Here is a 16488-nt window from a genome sequence, read left to right as displayed (position 1 = left end):
GGAGAGAAGTTCTCATTATTTTAAACGTCTTCAAGGAATTATTTCAGTTTTGGATTTGCACCCCGCGCAACGCGCCGCTCCATAATACCAGTACAAAAGCCAACAGGCTCAGAATCCCCGCCCACAGCAGCGTAGTGAGCGGCGCAGCGTATTCGCTGAGCGCGCCGGCGGCCAGGGCGCCCAGGGCTGCGGAGCCGAACAGCGCCAATTGGTAAATGGAAATAATCCGGCTGCGATACTGGTCCGGCGCCAGCAACTGCACTATGCCGCGCCCCAATGCCGCGGAAGCGGCGGCCACCGCGCCCCAGCAGGCGCACAACAACATCAGCCCCAGCGGCGTGGGCCCGAAACTGATCGCCACCAGCAGCGCCGCGCTGTACAGCAGGCACATCAGAATGCCCCGCCCGGGCTGCGCCCCCTGGCCCCGGCGCAGCAGGGTGACGGTGGCGGCGACAGTGCCGGCGACAAACGCCAGTTGCAGGGTCGCATAGTAGCTGGCGCCGCGGCCGCCAGCGCCACTATATTGTGCCGCCAGCAGCGGCAGCACCACCAGGAACACGCCGATATGCACGAAGCCATTGAAGGCCATCAGCGCGATCAGTTCACGCAGTGCCGGCCGGCCCCAGGCCTGCGACAACCCCTCGATAATCAGTGTCAACGGCAGTTTTTCTCCCACCGGCCTCCGGGCAGTTTTCTCGCGCAGGGAGAACAGGAAAACAGCGGCAATGGCCAGCACCGCCACCTGCACGGAAAGCAGCAACTGCGGTCCCCATTGGTCGAAGCGGCTCGCCAGCAACATGCCCACCGCCTGTCCACCGTATTGTGCCAGCATCATCCAGGTCACGGTTTTCTGCACGCGGCTCTCGGTGGTGTGGCCCTTCCTGTCCCGGGCAGTGCGCTGTACCAGGTTGTCCCGCGCCGGTTGCAGGAACGCGGTGCAGACGCCGAGACAGACGCCATAGAATAACAACACGAGTAAATCGGGCAGGCGGTAGGAAAAATACAGCAGCAGCCCCCCGTGGCACAGCGCCAGGCCGATACAGGCCAGGGCCGCCACCGCGGCGGAATCACGCCTGTCTGCGAGAGCGCCGCCGAACAGCAAAAATACAAGGTTCGGCAGCAGCACCGATGCCTGCACCCAGCCCAGCTGCAGTGCCGGCAGCCCCACCACTGCCAGCGCAATCCAGGGCAACAGTATGACCTGCAGGCCGGTGGCCAGGGAGGTGCCGCTGTAGCCGAGAAGGAATTTTTGCAGTCTTGGGGGCATATCGAGTGGTTAGTGGTTAATGGAAAGCAAAGGGTGGCAATTGTAGATACTTGTTTCGAATAAACTCTATTTATTCGTCATACCGGCGCAGGCCGGTATCCAGTCTGGTGGCACCTGGATTCCTGCCTCCGCCGGAATGGCGACTCACCACCAGCCATCGGCCACCCGCCACTGCCTCAGCAGGCGGCGCAGTTGTTTTTCCGCCTCCTGGTCTTCGCAGTAGGCCGCTTTCTCGAAGGCGGCGGTGATGCGTTCGACCATGGGCCCCAGGTGCGGCTTCTCCGCGCGCACGCGGCGCGCGAAATCTCGCGGCGCCTCACCGGGGCGGCGTTCGATACCGGCGCGGGCCATGCGCCGGCAGAATTTCCGGTACAGCCGGCTGGCCGGCGGCAGGCGCCGGCTGCAGCCGCTCCACCAGAGCCAGGACAAGACGCACAGCAGCGCCGCGCCCAGCGGCACGGCGATAAACAGCGCAATACGCAGTGGGGACACCTCTCCCAGAATCCGCTGCAACAGACCCCGCTGCCTGTCGCTATCGAAACTGACCACCGACTGATACCAGCGGTAGTTGATCATATCCCACTGCAGGCGCAGCCGGTTGAGCACGGAGATGCGGTGCAGGGGAAACAGCGAGTCCTGCATAAACTCCTCCGCGGCGGCACTGCGCAGGCCGTCGCGAATACGCTCCGGGGAAACCGCCGCAGTGGGGTCGACCCGCCGCCAGCCCCGCCCGGGAATCCAGATCTCCGCCCAGGCGTGGGCGTCGTATTCGCGTACCAGCAGGTACTCCTCCTGTGCCACCCACTCACCGCCCTGGTAGCCCGCCACCACCCGCGCCGGCACGCCGGCGGCGCGCATCGCGAACACATAGCTGCCGGCGAAGTGTTCGCAAAAGCCCTGCTGGCTTTCGAACAGAAATTCGTCCACGGAATCCGCCCCCAGCGCCGGCGGCTTGAGAGTGTAAACAAAGCGCCGATTGTAAAACTGCAGAATCCGCCGGGAGATCTCCTCGGTATCGGGATTTTTCGCGCGCAGTTCCTGCGCCCAGGCGCGGGTCCGCGGATTGCCTCCCCCGGGCAGTTGCAGGTTGCGGCTGCGCTCGAAGTCGCTCAAATCGGGAACAGCACCGAGAGTCTCCCGTGGCCAGGTGCGCACCTCGTAGGCAAAGCGGTTGTACACCGGCGCTTTCTTTAGCAGGCGGTCGTCGGGGGTTTCCCCCACGCCATCGGTATCCGAGTGCGGCCGCGCCATGGCGAAAAGCCAGCGGTTGTGGGTGGGCTCCTGGATTACCCGGTAGCGGTAGCGCGGGCCCACCGCTGGCAGCGGCTGTTGCGGCGGCCCCCAGCTGACCCGGCCGCCTTCCCGAGGGTCCACACCGAAACCCTGGCTCCAGCGCCGGCCGTCGAAATCCGAATAGACCAGTCCGCGCCAGTAGCGCTGCTCCGGCGGCGGCACCGGGCCGTCGAAGGCGATGCGCAGGGCCGGCTTGTCGGACTTGGACAGTTGTGCGAAATCCCCCGGGCTCATGGAATCACTGATGCCGGTGCTGGCGCCATCGGTGTTTTGCGGCACCGCCCACAGCGGGCCCAGGCGCGGCATTACGATAAACAGCAGCAGCATCAGCGGCACCGCCTGGGCCAGCAGGCGCAGGGAGAGCCCCAGGGCGCGGCGGGGGCGGGCGCTGGAACTGCCCTGCTGGGCCGCCAGCGCAGCGGTGATCAGCACTACGCAGACCGCGCCGTAGAAGGCATGGGGAATGGTCTGCTCGAACACGAACAGAGTAGCGGCAACGAAATAGGCCAGCAGCAGGCTCAGGAAGGCGTCGCGGCGGCTGACCAGTTCCAGGTTCTTCAGTGTGAAGGACACCGCCAGCAGCGCCACCATTGGCTCCAGCGCAAACCAGCGCCGGTAGGACAGCGCCAGGCCGCCCACCGCCAGGGCTACCGCCAGCAACTTGATGGTGCGCCCGGGGAGGTCGCGGCGGCCGCGGTAGACTTCCAGGCGCCAGTAGACCGCGAAGGCCCAGGCGCAGACGATCCACAGCGGCAGGAGCGCAAATTGCGGCAGCAGCGCGGCGAACTGGGCGGCGAAGATCCACAGCAGGCTCTCCCGAGGCAGCATTTCCCTGCTCTGTGACATCAGGCCCCCTGAACCGGAAACAGCGCCAGCGCGCCCAGCACCCGCTGCAGATGCGGGTTGCCCAGCGCCGGGGCTATCTCGCTGCCCGGCAGGCGCAGGCCGTAGGGCGTCTGCTCCCGCTCCGCCTGCAGCGCCCAGTGGCACAGATTGCTCAGCCGGGTTTCCACATCGCGCCCGGCGAGCAGGTCCCAGTCGAGCCACAGGCGCGCATCGGCGCCGCTTTCGTACTCCTTGCTGTAGAGGTCGCGCCCCCCAGCGTATTGTTTCCAGGCCAGGTGGCGCAGGGAGTCCCCCGGCCGGTAGGGTTTGAGACCGGCGAAGTCGTCGCCGCCGCGAAGCTTCTGCTCAGACTCCCCTTCCCCCACGGCGGCACCCACCGGCAGGGGGCCGGCGGATTTCGGGCGTGGGTAGACCAGGAATTCGATATCCAGGTCCACCGGGCTCCAGCAGCGGAACAATCCCAGGGGAAAGCGGCTCTCCACCCGCAGGCGCGGCGCGCGCTGCCGCCCGCGTTTGATCACCGGCAGCGCCACCTGCACCTCGGCGCGGCTCTGTTCGCACAGGTCCAGTTCGGCGCCCTCTTCCGGCGGCCAGAAGATCCGTATTCGCTCCCGGGACCGCTGCCCCTCGCGGCCGACCTCGATCCGAGCCTCGGCGTAGTCGCCGGCAAAGGCGGGGCGCGCTTCCAATAACTGCAACTGCACGCCGGAGAGGTTGGCGAAGGTGTGTACCGGGAGCACTGCGAACAGGCTGACCAGCAGGAAGGTGAGGGCGAACACCAGGTTGTTTTCGTAGTTGGTGGCCAGCAGCCACAGCAGCGCGATCACCAGCAGGAAGGCCATGCCGGCGCGGGTGGGGAGGATGAACAGTTTACCGTGGTCCAGGCCGACGCTGCGCGCAGCGGGGGCGCGGCGGCTCAGCCAGCGTTCCATGATGTCGCGCCAGCGGCCGGCCGGCGAACGATCTGTGCTATTCGGGGCAGCCATGGAATCAGGCCGCGATGATATCGACCTGGTGCATCAGGCGCTCCACCAGATGGGTACCGTCGCCCCAGTCACCTTGAGAGCCGCTGTGCAGCCGGTGCCCGGCCACCGCCGGCAGCACCGCCTGCACGTCCTCCGGCAACAGGTGACCGCGGCCGTGGATCAGCGCCCAGGCGCGGGCCGCATGCAACAGCGCCAGGGCGCCGCGGGGGGACAGGCCGACGGCGCATTCGGGGCTCTGGCGGGTGTGCTGCACCAGGCGTTCGACGTAGTCCAGCAGGCTTTCGGAGGCCTTCACCTGGCCCACCAGGCGCTGCATTTTCTGCAGTGTGGCGCCGTCGATCCGCGGCTGCAGTTGGCGCAACTGCGCACGCGGGTCAACGCCATTGAACAGCGCCCGTTCCGCTTCGCGGGTGGGATAGCCCAGGCCGATGCGCATCAGGAAGCGGTCCAGTTGGGATTCCGGCAGCGCGAAGGTGCCCGACTGGTGCAGCGGGTTTTGCGTCGCGATCACGAAGAAGGGTTCCGGCAGCGGGCGCGTCTCGCCGTCGACGCTCACCTGGCGCTCTTCCATGGCTTCCAGCAGCGCGCTCTGGGTCTTTGGGGATGAGCGATTGATCTCGTCCGCTAGCAGCAGCTGGCTGAACACCGGACCCTCGTGGAAGCGGAACTGGCCGGAGTCCCGCTCGAAGATGGACACTCCGAGAATATCCGCCGGGAGCATGTCGCTGGTGAACTGCACCCGCTTGTAGGACAGCCCCAATACCTGCGCCAGGGCGTGGGCCAGAGTGGTCTTGCCCATGCCGGGCAGGTCCTCGATCAGCAGGTGTCCACGGGACAACAGGCAGGCGAGCGCCAGCTTGACCTGGTGCTCCTTGCCCAGCAGCACCCTGCCGATATCGGCAACGATATGGGAAATCAGTTTTTGCACGGCGAATCCATTACTGCTCTGTTTTTTGTCCGGAGTTTCCGGGTAATTGGCCCTGTTCTAAACTTCGTGGCGGCCCCGCTGCCGGGAGCTTTTCGCCAGACACGGGCTGGGCGCCCCCCTTAAATACGTCCCTGTACGCTCTCCACGGCCATCCATGGCCGCAGAAGGTCTGGCAAAAAGCTCCCGGCATCGAGGCCTTCGCATCGCGTTGTCGTTGTAGGAGCGGCGGGGCGGCCATCCGCCCACGGCCGCGATCGGATTATCCGTCTTTCCCGAACATCGATCGCGTACAGGGTGCAGTCACAACCGGAGCGACAGTGCCAATAGTTAATCATAGGTGTTTGGCGCAAGGACTCTGCCCTCGCCGTCACAAACAGCGCCAGTTACAGCTGCGCCAGCCCCCGATCCAGGTCCCGCTGCAGGTCCCCTATATCTTCCAGGCCCACGGAGACGCGGATCAGGTTTTCGGTGATACCGGCGCGAGCTTTATCCTCCTCGCTGAGGCGGCCGTGGGTAGTGGTGGCCGGGTGTACAATGGTGCTTTTGGCGTCGCCCAGGTTCGCGGTGCAGGAGAAGATCCTGCAGTTATCGATCACCTTCCACGCCTCCTCGCGGCCGCCGCGCACGGTGAAACTGAGCACACCGCCGAATGCGGACTGCTGCTTGGCCGCTAGCAGGTGGCCCGGATGCTTGGGCAGGCCGGCGTAGTTCACCTTTTCCACCGCGGCCTGCTCGTCCAGCCACCAGGCCAGCGCCAACGCGTTGCGGCAGTGAGCCTGCATGCGCAGGTTCAAGGTTTCCAGGCCTTTGAGGAACACCCAGGCGTTGAAGGGGCTCATGCTGGGGCCGGCGGTGCGCAGGAAGATCACCAGTTCGTCCATGAATTCTTTGCTGCCCACGGCCACGCCGCCTACGCAGCGTCCCTGGCCGTCCAGGTATTTGGTGGCGGAATGCACCACGATATCCGCGCCCAGTTCCAGCGGGCGCTGCAGTGCCGGGGTGCAGAAGCAGTTGTCCACCACCAGCAGCGCGCCGGCGCTGTGAGCCAGATCCGCCAGTTGGCGGATATCCGCCACTTCGCACAGCGGGTTGGAGGGCGTCTCCATAAACAGCAGCTTGGTGTCGCCGTCGAGGGCGCCCTGCCAGGAATGCATGTCGGTAAGGTCCACGAAGGCCACGCGCACGCCGAACTTTTCCATATAGCGGGTGAACAGCGCGGTGGTGGTGCCGAAGACACTGCGCGAACAGATCACCTTGTCGCCGGATTTGAGCAGCGCCATGCACAGGCTGAGGATCGCGGCCATGCCGCTGGCCGTGGCCACCGCCGCCTCGCCGCCTTCCAGCGCGGCGATACGCTGTTCGAACATTCGCACCGTGGGATTGGTGTAGCGGGAATAGACGTTGCCGGTGGACTCACCGGTAAAACGCGCCGCGGCTTCTGCGGCGGAGGGGAATACGTAACTGGAGGTGAGGTAGAGGGCCTCGGAGTGCTCGCCCTCGGGAGAGCGGCTCTGCCCGGCGCGCACTGCCAGGGTATCCAGTGAATAGCCTTCGTCTTCGAACATAAACCGTCCCGGTTTTTTTAAAGAGAGATGCTTTTTGCGGAGGCGGTTATGTTAACCGATATGGCGGAGAATGGCTCACCTGAGCGGGCCTTCGGCCCGCAAGCGGAGCTGGAGCTCCGCGGTCCCGGGTCCCGTCGAATGTAGAAGCGGGCCTTCGGCCCGCGAGCCGAGCTGGGGCTCGGCGGTGACTCGGCACATCCATGTGCCTCCGCCTTCGGCCAGCTTGAGAAGCTGCCCAAATTTGCTCCCGGCAAATTTGTCCCGGCTGGCTACAGTGAGCTGTGGCTGCCGTTGCTGTTCTTTGCCGCGTCGTTGCGCTCGGCGTGCAGTTGCTCCAGGTACTCTTCGTCCACGTCGCCGGTGATGTAGTTGCCGTCGAATACCGAGCAGTCGAACTGCTCGATCTCGCTGTTGCCTTCGGCGGAGCTGACCACCAGGTCTGCCAGGTCCTGGTAGATCAGCCAGTCGGCACCGATCTCCTTACAGATTTCCTCGGTAGTGCGATCATGGGCCACCAGTTCGCTGGCGGAGGGCATGTCGATGCCGTAGACGTTGGGATATTTCACCGCCGGCGCCGCGGTGGCGAAATATACCTTGGCGGCGCCCGCCTCCCGCGCCATTTGGATAATCTGTTTACAGGTGGTGCCGCGCACGATGGAGTCGTCTACCAGCAACACGTTCTTGCCGCGGAATTCCAGTGTGATGGGATTCAGTTTCTGACGCACGGACTTCTTGCGCTGTTTCTGCCCCGGCATGATAAAGGTGCGGCCGATATAGCGGTTCTTCACCATGCCCTCGCGGAATTTTACCCCGAGGTTGTGCGCCACCGTCTGCCCGGCGATTCGCGCGGAGTCGGGAATGGGAATCACCACGTCGATATCGTGGTCCGGGCGCTCGCGCAGGATCTTTTCCGCCAGGTGTTCGCCCTGGCGCAGGCGCGCCTTGTGCACCGACACGCCATCCATAATGGAGTCCGGCCGTGCAAAGTACACGTGTTCGAAAATACACGGGTTGAGGGAGGGATTTTCCGCGCACTGTTCCGCGTGTACGGTGCCGTCCAGTTCGATATAGATGGCCTCGCCCGGCGCCACGTCGCGCACCAGGGTGTAGCCCAGCACGTCCAGGGCCACGGATTCCGAGGCCACCATATACTCGGTGCCCTTGTCCGTCTCGCGCTTGCCGTACACCAGCGGGCGTATGCCGTGGGGATCGCGGAAGGCGACGATGCCGTAGCCGACGATCAGCGCTACGCAGGCGTAGCCGCCGCGCACCCGTTTGTGCACCGCTTTCATCGCGGTGAAGATATCTCCCGCATTAGGCTGCAGTTTGCCCAGCTTGTGCAGTTCGTGGGCGAACACATTCAGCAGCACTTCGGAATCGGAATCGGTGTTGATATGGCGCAGGTCCTGCTGGAAGATTTCCTCCACCACTTCGCGCATGTTGGTGAGGTTGCCGTTGTGGCCCATGGCGATGCCGTAGGGGGAGTTGACGTAGAAGGGCTGGGCAAGAGCGGGGCCGGAACTGCCGGCGGTGGGATATCGCACATGGCCGATGCCGAAGTTGCCAGTGAGCCTCTGCATATGCCGCGCGCGGAACACGTCGCGCACCAGGCCGTTGGCTTTCTGCTGGCAGAGTCGGTCACCATCGCAGGTGACGATGCCGGCGGCGTCCTGTCCGCGGTGTTGCAGCAGGGTGAGCGCGTCGTACAGCTGCAGATTGACGTCACTCTTACCGACAATACCGACAATACCACACATAGTTTTTGCCCCAGTGAAAACAGTCAAAAAAGATTTACAAAGAATTCCTTGAGCGCAGCGGCCGCCTCCCGCGCCCGGTCCTCGAACTCCAGGAAGTGGGGAATCAGCACCGACTCCCGCCACCAGCCGTCCTCCTCCACCGGCACCAGAGCCGGGGCCACTATCAGCAGCGTCAGCACGACAATGCCGCCGCGCAGCAGTCCGAACACCATCCCCAGCACCCGGTCGGTACCGGACAGCCCGGTGGCCTCTACAAAGGCAGACAGGGTCATATTGAGACCGGCGCCGGCGAGCAGGGTAAAGATAAACAGGATGGCGAAGGCAGCAATCGCCTGCAGCGAGGGGGTGTCCACCAGACGGGAGAGCAGCGGGGCCAGTTCGTCGCGGAACATCATCGCCACCACGAAGGCCGCCACCCAGGTGAGCAGGGAAAGGGTTTCGCGCACAAAACCCCGACTGAGACCGATCAGCGTGGAAATGGCCACGATCGCCAGGATGGTCCAGTCAGCCCAATTCATTCAACCTACCCGCCTCGGCGGCTGCCGCGAAGAGCGCGCATTTTACAGTGATCGATGGTCAGTGAACAGGGATCAGTGGAAAGGGAATCGCGGAAGAATATGCATTGCGCATCAGGGCTTGAAACGCAATACCAGAGTCTGCGCACCGAGCAACTGGTCCAGTTCGCGCTTGGCCCCCCGGGCATCCGCCTCGCTGACTTTCGGGCCCACGAATACCCGCACAAAGCGGCCTTTGTCGGTGGTCACCCCGCGGGTATAGGCCTTGTAGCCCTCATCCATCAGACGCGTGCGGAGTCGTTCCGCGCGGGCTTCATCGCTGTAGGAGGCCACCTGCACTACCCAGGCGACCGGCAGGCCGCGGGCGTCGAGAATGGGCGGATCGTCTTTTTGTACCGCCGGAGTTTCGTTTTCCGCAGCCGGCTTTTGCGCAACATTTTTCTCCGGCGGCGCTGGCGGTTTGGAAGGCTGTTCCACCAATTCCGGCTGGAAGGCGTCTTCCGGTGTGGGGGCCGGGGCTACATCCGTCACCGGCCGGGGCTCGGCGATCTCGATGGGCTGGATATCCGGCGCCGGCGGAATCTGGCTGGTGGCGTCGATATAGCGGGCGCCCTCGCGGTCGAACAGGGTCGGCAGGAAGATCACTGCCAGCGCAGCGAGCACCAGCGCGCCCACGATGCGCTGCTTGAAGCCATCGTTCAGCCGGGCCCGCCTTACCGGGCCGTGTTTTGCGAGATCAAAGTCCCGGCTCGCCATCGCCGCCTTCTCGTATGTACTGTAAAACTTCCGCAACAGTAAAGAAGGAACCGAAGACAAGCAACCTGTCTTTGACACCGATCTCACCCAGGGCCCGCTCCAGGGCCTCTCGGACCGGCGCGCAGTCGGCGCGGATACGGCCTTCCGCCACGCCGGCGCTGCGCAGCCCGGCGATCAGCACGGGGCAGCCGGCCGCGCGCTCATTGCCCGGCAGCAGCGACGGATACCAGGAATCGACCTTTTCGACCAGGGGCGTAAACAGCCCCGGCAGGTCCTTGTCGGCCATGACCGCCACCAGCGCCCGGGTCTCACCGGCAATGGGGTTGCCCTCCAGCCGGCGCGCCAGGTACTCCGCGGCCGCCGGGTTGTGTCCCACATCCAGCAGCAGCGAACGGCCCCACCAGTGGATCTGCTGGCAGCGCCCCGCCAGTTCGAGCGGCGCCAGCGCCCCTTCGACATCCTCCGGCAGCGCGCCGAGCACCGCCAGCGCGGTGACGGCGGCGGCAATACTGGGGCGCGGCAGGCCGGTGGGCGGCAGTTCGAAGCCGAGCTCGCCAAAACGATAGCCGGCGCCGTCGACCAGGAAGTCGCGGCCGATAAAATAGCTGGGACAGCCCAGCCCGCCGGCCGCCGAAGCGACCGACAGCGGCGGCTCCGGATCGGCGCAGACAAAGGGGGCCCCCGGGCGCAGAATACCGGCCTTCTCCCGCCCGATGACTTCCCGGTCGCTGCCCAGCCAGTCTTCGTGATCCACCGCTATGCTGGTGATCACCGCGATATCCGCATCCACCAGGTTGACCGCATCCAGGCGCCCGCCGAGGCCCACCTCCAGCAGGGCGAACTCCACGCCGGCTTCCCGGAACAGCCACAGCGCCGCCAGGGTGGTGTATTCGAAATAGGTGAGGCTGACTTCGCCCCGCACGGCCTCCACCGCCTCGAAAGCGCGCACCAGCTCGGCGCCTTCCACTTCCGCGCCGTGGATGCGCACCCGCTCGTTGAAACGCAGCAGATGGGGGGAACTGTAGGCACCCACCGAATGGCCGCCGGCGCGCAGCAGTGCCTCCATGGCGGCGATACAGGAACCCTTGCCGTTGGTGCCGGCGACGGTGATGACTTTGGGAGCCGGTTTCTGCACATCCAGCGCGCGCGCCACCCGGGCCACGCGGTCCAGGCCCAGTTCGATTTCGGTCGGGTGTAGCCGCTCCAGGCGGGAGAGCCAGTCTTGCAGTGAGGACATAGTCGGTATCGTAACTATGTAGGAGCGGCGGGGCGGCCATCCGCCATTGGCCGCGATCAGTAGTGGTTTATATCAAAGACTGATCGCGGCCAACGGCCGCTCCTACAGGGAGATCTATTTGAATCAGGCGCCGCTCAGTTTGCCCAGCAACCGCGCAACCGTTCTGCGCATCTCCGCGCGGGGAATGATCATATCGATGGCGCCGTGCTCCAGCAGGAATTCAGTGCGCTGGAACCCCTTGGGCAGCTTCTGGCGGATGGTCTGCTCGATGATATTGGGGCCGGCAAAACCGGCGCGGGCGCCGGGCTCGGCGGCGTTGATGTCTCCCAGCAGGGCCAGGGAGGCGGACACGCCGCCGTACACCGGGTCGGTCATGATGGAGATATAGGGCACGCCGGCCATTTTCAGCTTCTCCAGCACCGCGGAGGTCTTGGCCATCTGCATCAGCGAGATCAGCGCCTCCTGCATGCGCGCGCCGCCGGTAGCGGAAAAGCACACCAGTGGGATACCCTCATCCAGCGCGCGCTGGGCCGCACGGGTGAAGCGCTCACCCACCACATAGCCCATGGAGCCACCGTGAAACGCGAACTCGAAGGCCACCGCCACCAGGGGTTTGCCCTTCAGGGTGCCGCGCATGGCAATCAATGCGTCCTTTTCCCCGGTCGCCTTCTGCGCCTGGGTGAGGCGGTCCTTGTATTTTTTTACGTCTTTGAATTTCAGGCGGTCCACCGGCACCACGTCGGTGGCCAGCTCCTCGCGCTCCTCTTCGTCGAGGAACATATCCAAGCGGCGGCGGGCGCCGATACGGAAGTGGTGGTCGCACTTGGGGCACACATCCAGATTGCGCTCCAGCTCCGGGCGGTAGAGCATGGCGTCGCACTTGACGCACTTTTTCCACACGCCCTCCGGAACCTTGCTGGCGCCCTTGCGGCGCTCGGTGCGGATTACTGCGGGGACAATTTTTTCTAACCAGCTCATCTCGTCTTCCGATGGTTTTTCCAGGCCGGCGCTATTCTACCAGCCGGTATTTTTCAGGCTGAGAATTAAAACACTAAGCGAAACGGCAGACTTGGCCAGATCAGTCGCAGCACCGGGCTTTCTGGCCACTCCGTCATTCAGGTAGGTGCGCCATGCGCACCGGGTTATGCATCCAGTGCCGCGCGCATTTCGCCGACCAGCGATGTGATTTTGCCTTTGGCTTCGGCGGCATCCCGCGCCTCGCCGATGGTGGATACCAGTACGCTGCCCACAACCGCACCGTCGCCAGGTTCGCTCACCGCCCGGGCGGAGGCGCCGTCCTTGATACCGAAACCCACGCACAGCGGCAGGTCGGTGTGGCGGCGGATGCGCGCCAGGTTGTCGCGCACCGAATCCAGGTCCAGGTGCCCGGCCCCCGTGACTCCCTTCAGGGAAACATAGTAGACAAAGCCGCTGGCCAACCGGGTGATCGCTCCGATGCGCTCTTCGCTGGTGGTCGGCGTGAGCAGGAAAATATTGCGCAGGCCGCGCTCGCCCAGCAGCTGATTCAATGGCCCCGCCTCTTCCGCCGGCAGGTCCACGGTGAGCGCGCCGTCCACACCGGCATCCCGGGCCGCATCGGCAAACTGCTCCGCGCCCATTTTTTCAATGGGGTTGGCGTACCCCATCAGGATTACCGGGGTCTCCCCGTCCTCCCGGCGGAATTCCTTCACCAGCTCCAGGCATTTGCGCAGGGATGACTTGTGTTCGAGGGCCCGCTCGTGGCCCTTTTGGATCACCGGCCCCTCGGCCATGGGGTCGGAGAAAGGCACACCCAGCTCAATCAGGTCGGAACCGGCCTCCACCAACTGGTGCATCATCGGCACGGTGTTTCCCAGGCCGCCGTCGCCGGCGACGATATAGGTCACCAGCGCCTTGCGGCCCTCGGCGCGCAGTTGGGCGAAGCGGCGGTCGATTCTGTTTTCTTTTGTCACGAGTTTTATTCCAATTCCGATCGCGGCCAGCGGCCGCTCCTACACCTTGATGCCGTCGATGGCGGCTACGGTAAAAATATCCTTGTCGCCGCGGCCAGACAGGTTGACCACGATGTTCTGCTCCGGCGTCATGGTGGCCGCCAGCTTCAGCGCGTAGGCCACCGCGTGGCTGGACTCCAGCGCCGGCAGGATGCCCTCGGTTCGGGTGAGTTTGCGGAAGGCGTCCAGGGCCTCGCTGTCGTCCGCGGTCACGTATTCCACGCGGCCGATATCCTTCAGCCAGGCGTGCTCCGGGCCCACCCCCGGGTAGTCGAGACCCGCGGAAACCGAGTGGGTCTCGATAATCTGGCCGTCCTCATCCTCCATCAGGTAGGTGCGATTGCCGTGCAGTATGCCCGGCACGCCCTCGTTCAGCGGCGCCGCGTGGCGGCCGGTGGCCAGGCCCTCGCCGCCCGCTTCCACGCCGTACATTTTCACTTCACTGTCGTTCAGGAAGGGATGGAACAGGCCGATGGCGTTGGAGCCGCCGCCGACACAGGCTACCAGGGCGTCCGGCAGACGACCGAATTCCTCCAGGCTCTGGCGGCGCGCCTCGCGGCCGATCACCGAGTTGAAATCCCGTACCAGTTGCGGATAGGGGTGGGGGCCGGCAACGGTGCCGATGATGTAGAAGGTGTCGTCCACGTTCGTGACCCAATCGCGCATGGCCTCGTTCATGGCATCCTTCAGGGTCTTGGAACCGGATTCCACCGGAATCACTTCCGCACCGAGCAATTTCATGCGGTAGACATTGGGGGATTGGCGCTTGACGTCCTCCGCGCCCATGTACACCGCGCATTTCAATCCCAGGCGCGCGGCCACGGTGGCGGTGGCGACGCCGTGCTGGCCGGCACCGGTCTCGGCGATCACGCGGCTCTTGCCGCTGCGCTTGGCCAGCAGCGCCTGGCCCACGGTGTTGTTTACCTTGTGCGCGCCGGTGTGATTCAGGTCCTCGCGCTTGAGCCAGATGCGCGCGCCGCCGGCCTGCGCCGTCAGCCGCTCAGCCAGGTACAGCGGCGAGGGGCGGCCCACATAGTGGGCGAGATCGTAGTCGAAGGCGGCCTGGAATTCCGGATCGTCTTTCAGGCTAGAGTACATCGCCTGCAATTCGTCCAGCGCGCTGATCAGCGTCTCCGACACAAAGCGGCCGCCGTAGGGACCGAAGTGCCCGCCGGCATCCGGATAAGCTGAAAAATCCACCACGTCTGAATCACTCACTTTAAAGACTCCATTTCCCACTGATCACTAACCACTTATCACCGGCCTTTGGCCGCCTGAACAAATTCCCTGACCTTGTTATGGTCCTTGCGCCCCGGCGTCGCCTCCACGCCGCCGCTGACGTCCACCGCCTGCGGCCGCGCCGCGGCGATGGCCGCGGCCACATTGTCCGGCGTCAGGCCGCCGGCGAGTATGACTTCGCGCCCGCTGTCTTGGGGCACCCGCTGCCAGTCGAAGGTTTCACCGGTGCCGCCGGGCACTCCCGGGCGGTAGGCGTCGAGCAGAAATCCCCGCGCTTTCGGGTGCGCCGCCATGGCCGCGAGCACATCCAGGCCGTCTTTCATGCGCAGCGCCTTGATATAGGGGCGCCGGAACTGCTCGCAATATTCGGCGCTCTCATCGCCGTGGAACTGCAGCAGGTTGAGCGGCACCTCCGCCAACACCTGTTCAATCTCCGCCGCCGTGGCATTCACAAACAAACCTGTGAGAGTGACGAAGGGCGATACCGCCGCGGCGATGGCGGCCGCCCGCGACCCGTCGATACAACGCGGGCTGGCCGAGTAAAACACCAACCCCAGCGCATCGGCACCGGCGGCCACCGCTGCAGTCGCGTCTTCGATATTGGTGATGCCGCAGATTTTTACTTGCATCGCGACCAGCGGTCCGAAAATGAGGGAGCCCGCGATACTAGCAGATTGACGGTTGGCGTGAAATGCACAGCCACCAACCAACAGCGGTTGACAGACAACTCTCTCGCCCCTACTGTACCACCACACACAGTACACATGGAACGGAGAGCCCCCTTGATACAGATCAGCACTGGCGACTCGCGCCCCATTTTCCGCCAGATAGTCGACAGCATCCGCCTGCAGATAGCCACCGGTGAACTGGAACCGGGCACCAAACTGCCCAGCGTGCGCGGCCTGGCCATGCAGCTGACAGTAAACACCAATACCGTAGCCAAGGCCTACAACGAACTCACCGCCCAGGGCTGGCTGGAATCGCGCCCCGGGCTGGGGCTGTTCGTTTCCAAGCCACGCAAGCTGTTCAGTGACCGGGAGCGGGAGCGGCGGCTGAACGAAGCCGTTCAACAGTTCATCAATCAGGTGATCGGCCTGGATTACGATCCCGACGAACTGCTGCAGCGCCTGGAGCGCGACCTGAGGGCACTCGACATACGCAGTGCAAGGAGTGCCGGCAATGAATGATCTTGCAATAGCCACCGACAACCTCAGCAAGCACTACGGGCGCAAGCGGGCGCTGAACCGGCTGACCGTGGAAATTCCCCGCGGTGGCATTCACGCCATCGTCGGCAGCAACGGCGCCGGCAAGTCCACGCTGTTTCGCCTGCTCCTGGGGTTGGCCCAACCCAGTAGCGGCCGCTCGCAGATTCTCGGTCGTGACAGCGGGGCCCTTACCCCGGAACTGCGCGGGCGCATTGGCTTCGTCAACGAAGAGCACACCCTGCCCGACTGGATGCGCGTCGAGGCGGTCAAGGCGATGCAGCAGAGGCTCTACCCGCAGTGGCGGGAAGACATCTATCGGGAAGTGCTCGGCAACTTCGATGTCCACCCGGACCAGCGTGTGGGCGAGTTGTCCCGCGGCGAACGCGCAGGCTTCAACCTCTCCCTGGCACTGGCGCAAAGTCCCGAACTGCTGATTTTGGACGAGCCCACCCTCGGCTTGGACGTGATCGCCAAACGCGCCTTTCTGGAAGCGCTGATGTTTATCGGGGCCGAGCAAGGCGGCACGATTATTTACTGTTCGCACCAGATGGAAGAGATAGAGAGGGTCGCGGACAACCTGCTGATTATGGAGCGGGGCCAGCTGCGCTCCATGTCGCCGCCGGATGAATTCCGCGCACGGGTCGGCTACTGGATAGTGGACCTCCCCGGCAACCGCCCCGCCAACGACGAAATTCCCGGCCTACTGCAGGCCCGTCGCATCGACGATCAACACCACCTGATGGTGATAGACGCCGGCGAGCACCTGCAGCAGTTTTTGCGGGAGCGCGGCGCCAGGGTGCACAGCAGACAGGCGGTCAGCCTGGACCAGGCGATCATCGGCTACCTGGCCAAAAACCACCGGACACCGGATCGCAACGCGCGCTAACCCAGGGAGGAAATACT

General features: G+C 64.5%; 15 protein-coding genes. 2 read left to right on the top strand and 13 right to left on the bottom strand.

Features of this window, described 5'->3' with window-relative positions:
* Window positions 1-43 precede the first annotated feature (43 nt).
* The 13 genes from FHS09_RS01730 to FHS09_RS01670 form a co-directional block, all read right to left on the bottom strand.
* Window positions 44-1267 carry an MFS transporter gene (locus FHS09_RS01730; RefSeq protein WP_183456026.1) on the bottom strand — a complete coding sequence of 408 codons (1224 nt, stop codon included), beginning with the start codon at window positions 1265-1267 and terminating at the stop codon, window positions 44-46.
* A 144-nt stretch (window positions 1268-1411) separates the two neighbouring features.
* Window positions 1412-3406, bottom strand: a complete 1995-nt coding sequence (locus FHS09_RS01725) for a transglutaminase TgpA family protein (RefSeq protein WP_183456024.1) — start codon at window positions 3404-3406, stop codon at window positions 1412-1414.
* Window positions 3406-4338, bottom strand: coding sequence for a DUF58 domain-containing protein (locus tag FHS09_RS01720; protein ID WP_246394201.1), 933 nt, complete (start codon window positions 4336-4338; stop codon window positions 3406-3408). The genes FHS09_RS01725 and FHS09_RS01720 overlap by 1 nt, the downstream gene beginning before the upstream one ends.
* A 58-nt stretch (window positions 4339-4396) precedes the next feature.
* On the bottom strand, window positions 4397-5320 hold the full coding sequence (locus FHS09_RS01715) for an AAA family ATPase (protein WP_183456021.1): 924 nt from the start codon (window positions 5318-5320) through the stop codon (window positions 4397-4399).
* Between the two features lie 383 nt (window positions 5321-5703).
* The gene (locus tag FHS09_RS01710; RefSeq protein WP_183456019.1) at window positions 5704-6885 is read right to left on the bottom strand and encodes an O-succinylhomoserine sulfhydrylase; all 1182 of its coding nucleotides are present in this window, start codon (window positions 6883-6885) and stop codon (window positions 5704-5706) included.
* A gap of 269 nt (window positions 6886-7154) precedes the next feature.
* Window positions 7155-8642 (bottom strand): amidophosphoribosyltransferase, encoded by a 1488-nt coding sequence (purF, locus tag FHS09_RS01705; RefSeq protein ID WP_183456017.1) that lies wholly within the window; start codon window positions 8640-8642, stop codon window positions 7155-7157.
* Between the two features lie 23 nt (window positions 8643-8665).
* Window positions 8666-9160, bottom strand: coding sequence for a CvpA family protein (locus FHS09_RS01700; RefSeq protein WP_183456016.1), 495 nt, complete (start codon window positions 9158-9160; stop codon window positions 8666-8668).
* A 111-nt stretch (window positions 9161-9271) separates the two neighbouring features.
* Window positions 9272-9913: an SPOR domain-containing protein gene (locus FHS09_RS01695; RefSeq protein WP_183456014.1), complete on the bottom strand. Its 642-nt coding sequence runs from the start codon at window positions 9911-9913 to the stop codon at window positions 9272-9274.
* On the bottom strand, window positions 9894-11150 hold the full coding sequence (gene folC / locus FHS09_RS01690; RefSeq protein ID WP_183456012.1) for a bifunctional tetrahydrofolate synthase/dihydrofolate synthase: 1257 nt from the start codon (window positions 11148-11150) through the stop codon (window positions 9894-9896). The genes FHS09_RS01695 and folC overlap by 20 nt, the downstream gene beginning before the upstream one ends.
* 123 nt (window positions 11151-11273) lie before the next feature.
* Window positions 11274-12128: an acetyl-CoA carboxylase, carboxyltransferase subunit beta gene (gene accD / locus FHS09_RS01685; RefSeq protein WP_183456010.1), complete on the bottom strand. Its 855-nt coding sequence runs from the start codon at window positions 12126-12128 to the stop codon at window positions 11274-11276.
* A gap of 164 nt (window positions 12129-12292) precedes the next feature.
* Window positions 12293-13102, bottom strand: coding sequence for a tryptophan synthase subunit alpha (trpA, locus tag FHS09_RS01680; protein WP_183456008.1), 810 nt, complete (start codon window positions 13100-13102; stop codon window positions 12293-12295).
* Between the two features lie 39 nt (window positions 13103-13141).
* Complete coding sequence (gene trpB / locus FHS09_RS01675; protein ID WP_183456005.1) at window positions 13142-14359, bottom strand: tryptophan synthase subunit beta; 1218 nt, start codon at window positions 14357-14359, stop codon at window positions 13142-13144.
* A gap of 38 nt (window positions 14360-14397) precedes the next feature.
* On the bottom strand, window positions 14398-15009 hold the full coding sequence (locus FHS09_RS01670) for a phosphoribosylanthranilate isomerase (protein ID WP_221191722.1): 612 nt from the start codon (window positions 15007-15009) through the stop codon (window positions 14398-14400).
* Window positions 15010-15162: 153 nt separating this feature from the next.
* Between FHS09_RS01670 and FHS09_RS01665 the strand changes: the two genes are divergently transcribed.
* Together FHS09_RS01665 and FHS09_RS01660 are read left to right on the top strand one after the other, a co-directional pair.
* Window positions 15163-15567 (top strand): GntR family transcriptional regulator, encoded by a 405-nt coding sequence (locus tag FHS09_RS01665; protein ID WP_221191721.1) that lies wholly within the window; start codon window positions 15163-15165, stop codon window positions 15565-15567.
* Complete coding sequence (locus FHS09_RS01660) at window positions 15560-16471, top strand: ABC transporter ATP-binding protein (RefSeq protein WP_183456001.1); 912 nt, start codon at window positions 15560-15562, stop codon at window positions 16469-16471. The genes FHS09_RS01665 and FHS09_RS01660 overlap by 8 nt, the downstream gene beginning before the upstream one ends.
* Window positions 16472-16488: the final 17 nt, after the last annotated feature.

This window comes from Microbulbifer rhizosphaerae (assembly GCF_014191725.1).
Classification (GTDB): Bacteria; Pseudomonadota; Gammaproteobacteria; order Pseudomonadales; family Cellvibrionaceae; genus Microbulbifer; species Microbulbifer rhizosphaerae.
The sequence above is the reverse complement of the archived record's forward strand: the minus strand, read 5'-3'. Positions and strand labels throughout refer to the sequence as shown.

Excerpts from the sequence above, each read along its gene's own strand:
- FHS09_RS01695 (WP_183456014.1), bottom strand. The coding sequence starts at position 9,913 with ATGGCGAGCCGGGACTTTGATCTCGCAAAACACGGCCCGGTAAGGCGG.
- purF (WP_183456017.1), bottom strand. The coding sequence starts at position 8,642 with ATGTGTGGTATTGTCGGTATTGTCGGTAAGAGTGACGTCAATCTGCAG.
- FHS09_RS01660 (WP_183456001.1), top strand. The coding sequence starts at position 15,560 with ATGAATGATCTTGCAATAGCCACCGACAACCTCAGCAAGCACTACGGG.
- folC (WP_183456012.1), bottom strand. The coding sequence starts at position 11,150 with ATGTCCTCACTGCAAGACTGGCTCTCCCGCCTGGAGCGGCTACACCCG.
- FHS09_RS01670 (WP_221191722.1), bottom strand. The coding sequence starts at position 15,009 with ATGCAAGTAAAAATCTGCGGCATCACCAATATCGAAGACGCGACTGCA.
- FHS09_RS01725 (WP_183456024.1), bottom strand. The coding sequence starts at position 3,406 with ATGTCACAGAGCAGGGAAATGCTGCCTCGGGAGAGCCTGCTGTGGATC.
- FHS09_RS01700 (WP_183456016.1), bottom strand. The coding sequence starts at position 9,160 with ATGAATTGGGCTGACTGGACCATCCTGGCGATCGTGGCCATTTCCACG.
- FHS09_RS01710 (WP_183456019.1), bottom strand. The coding sequence starts at position 6,885 with ATGTTCGAAGACGAAGGCTATTCACTGGATACCCTGGCAGTGCGCGCC.
- FHS09_RS01730 (WP_183456026.1), bottom strand. The coding sequence starts at position 1,267 with ATGCCCCCAAGACTGCAAAAATTCCTTCTCGGCTACAGCGGCACCTCC.
- FHS09_RS01720 (WP_246394201.1), bottom strand. The coding sequence starts at position 4,338 with ATGGAACGCTGGCTGAGCCGCCGCGCCCCCGCTGCGCGCAGCGTCGGC.
- accD (WP_183456010.1), bottom strand. The coding sequence starts at position 12,128 with ATGAGCTGGTTAGAAAAAATTGTCCCCGCAGTAATCCGCACCGAGCGC.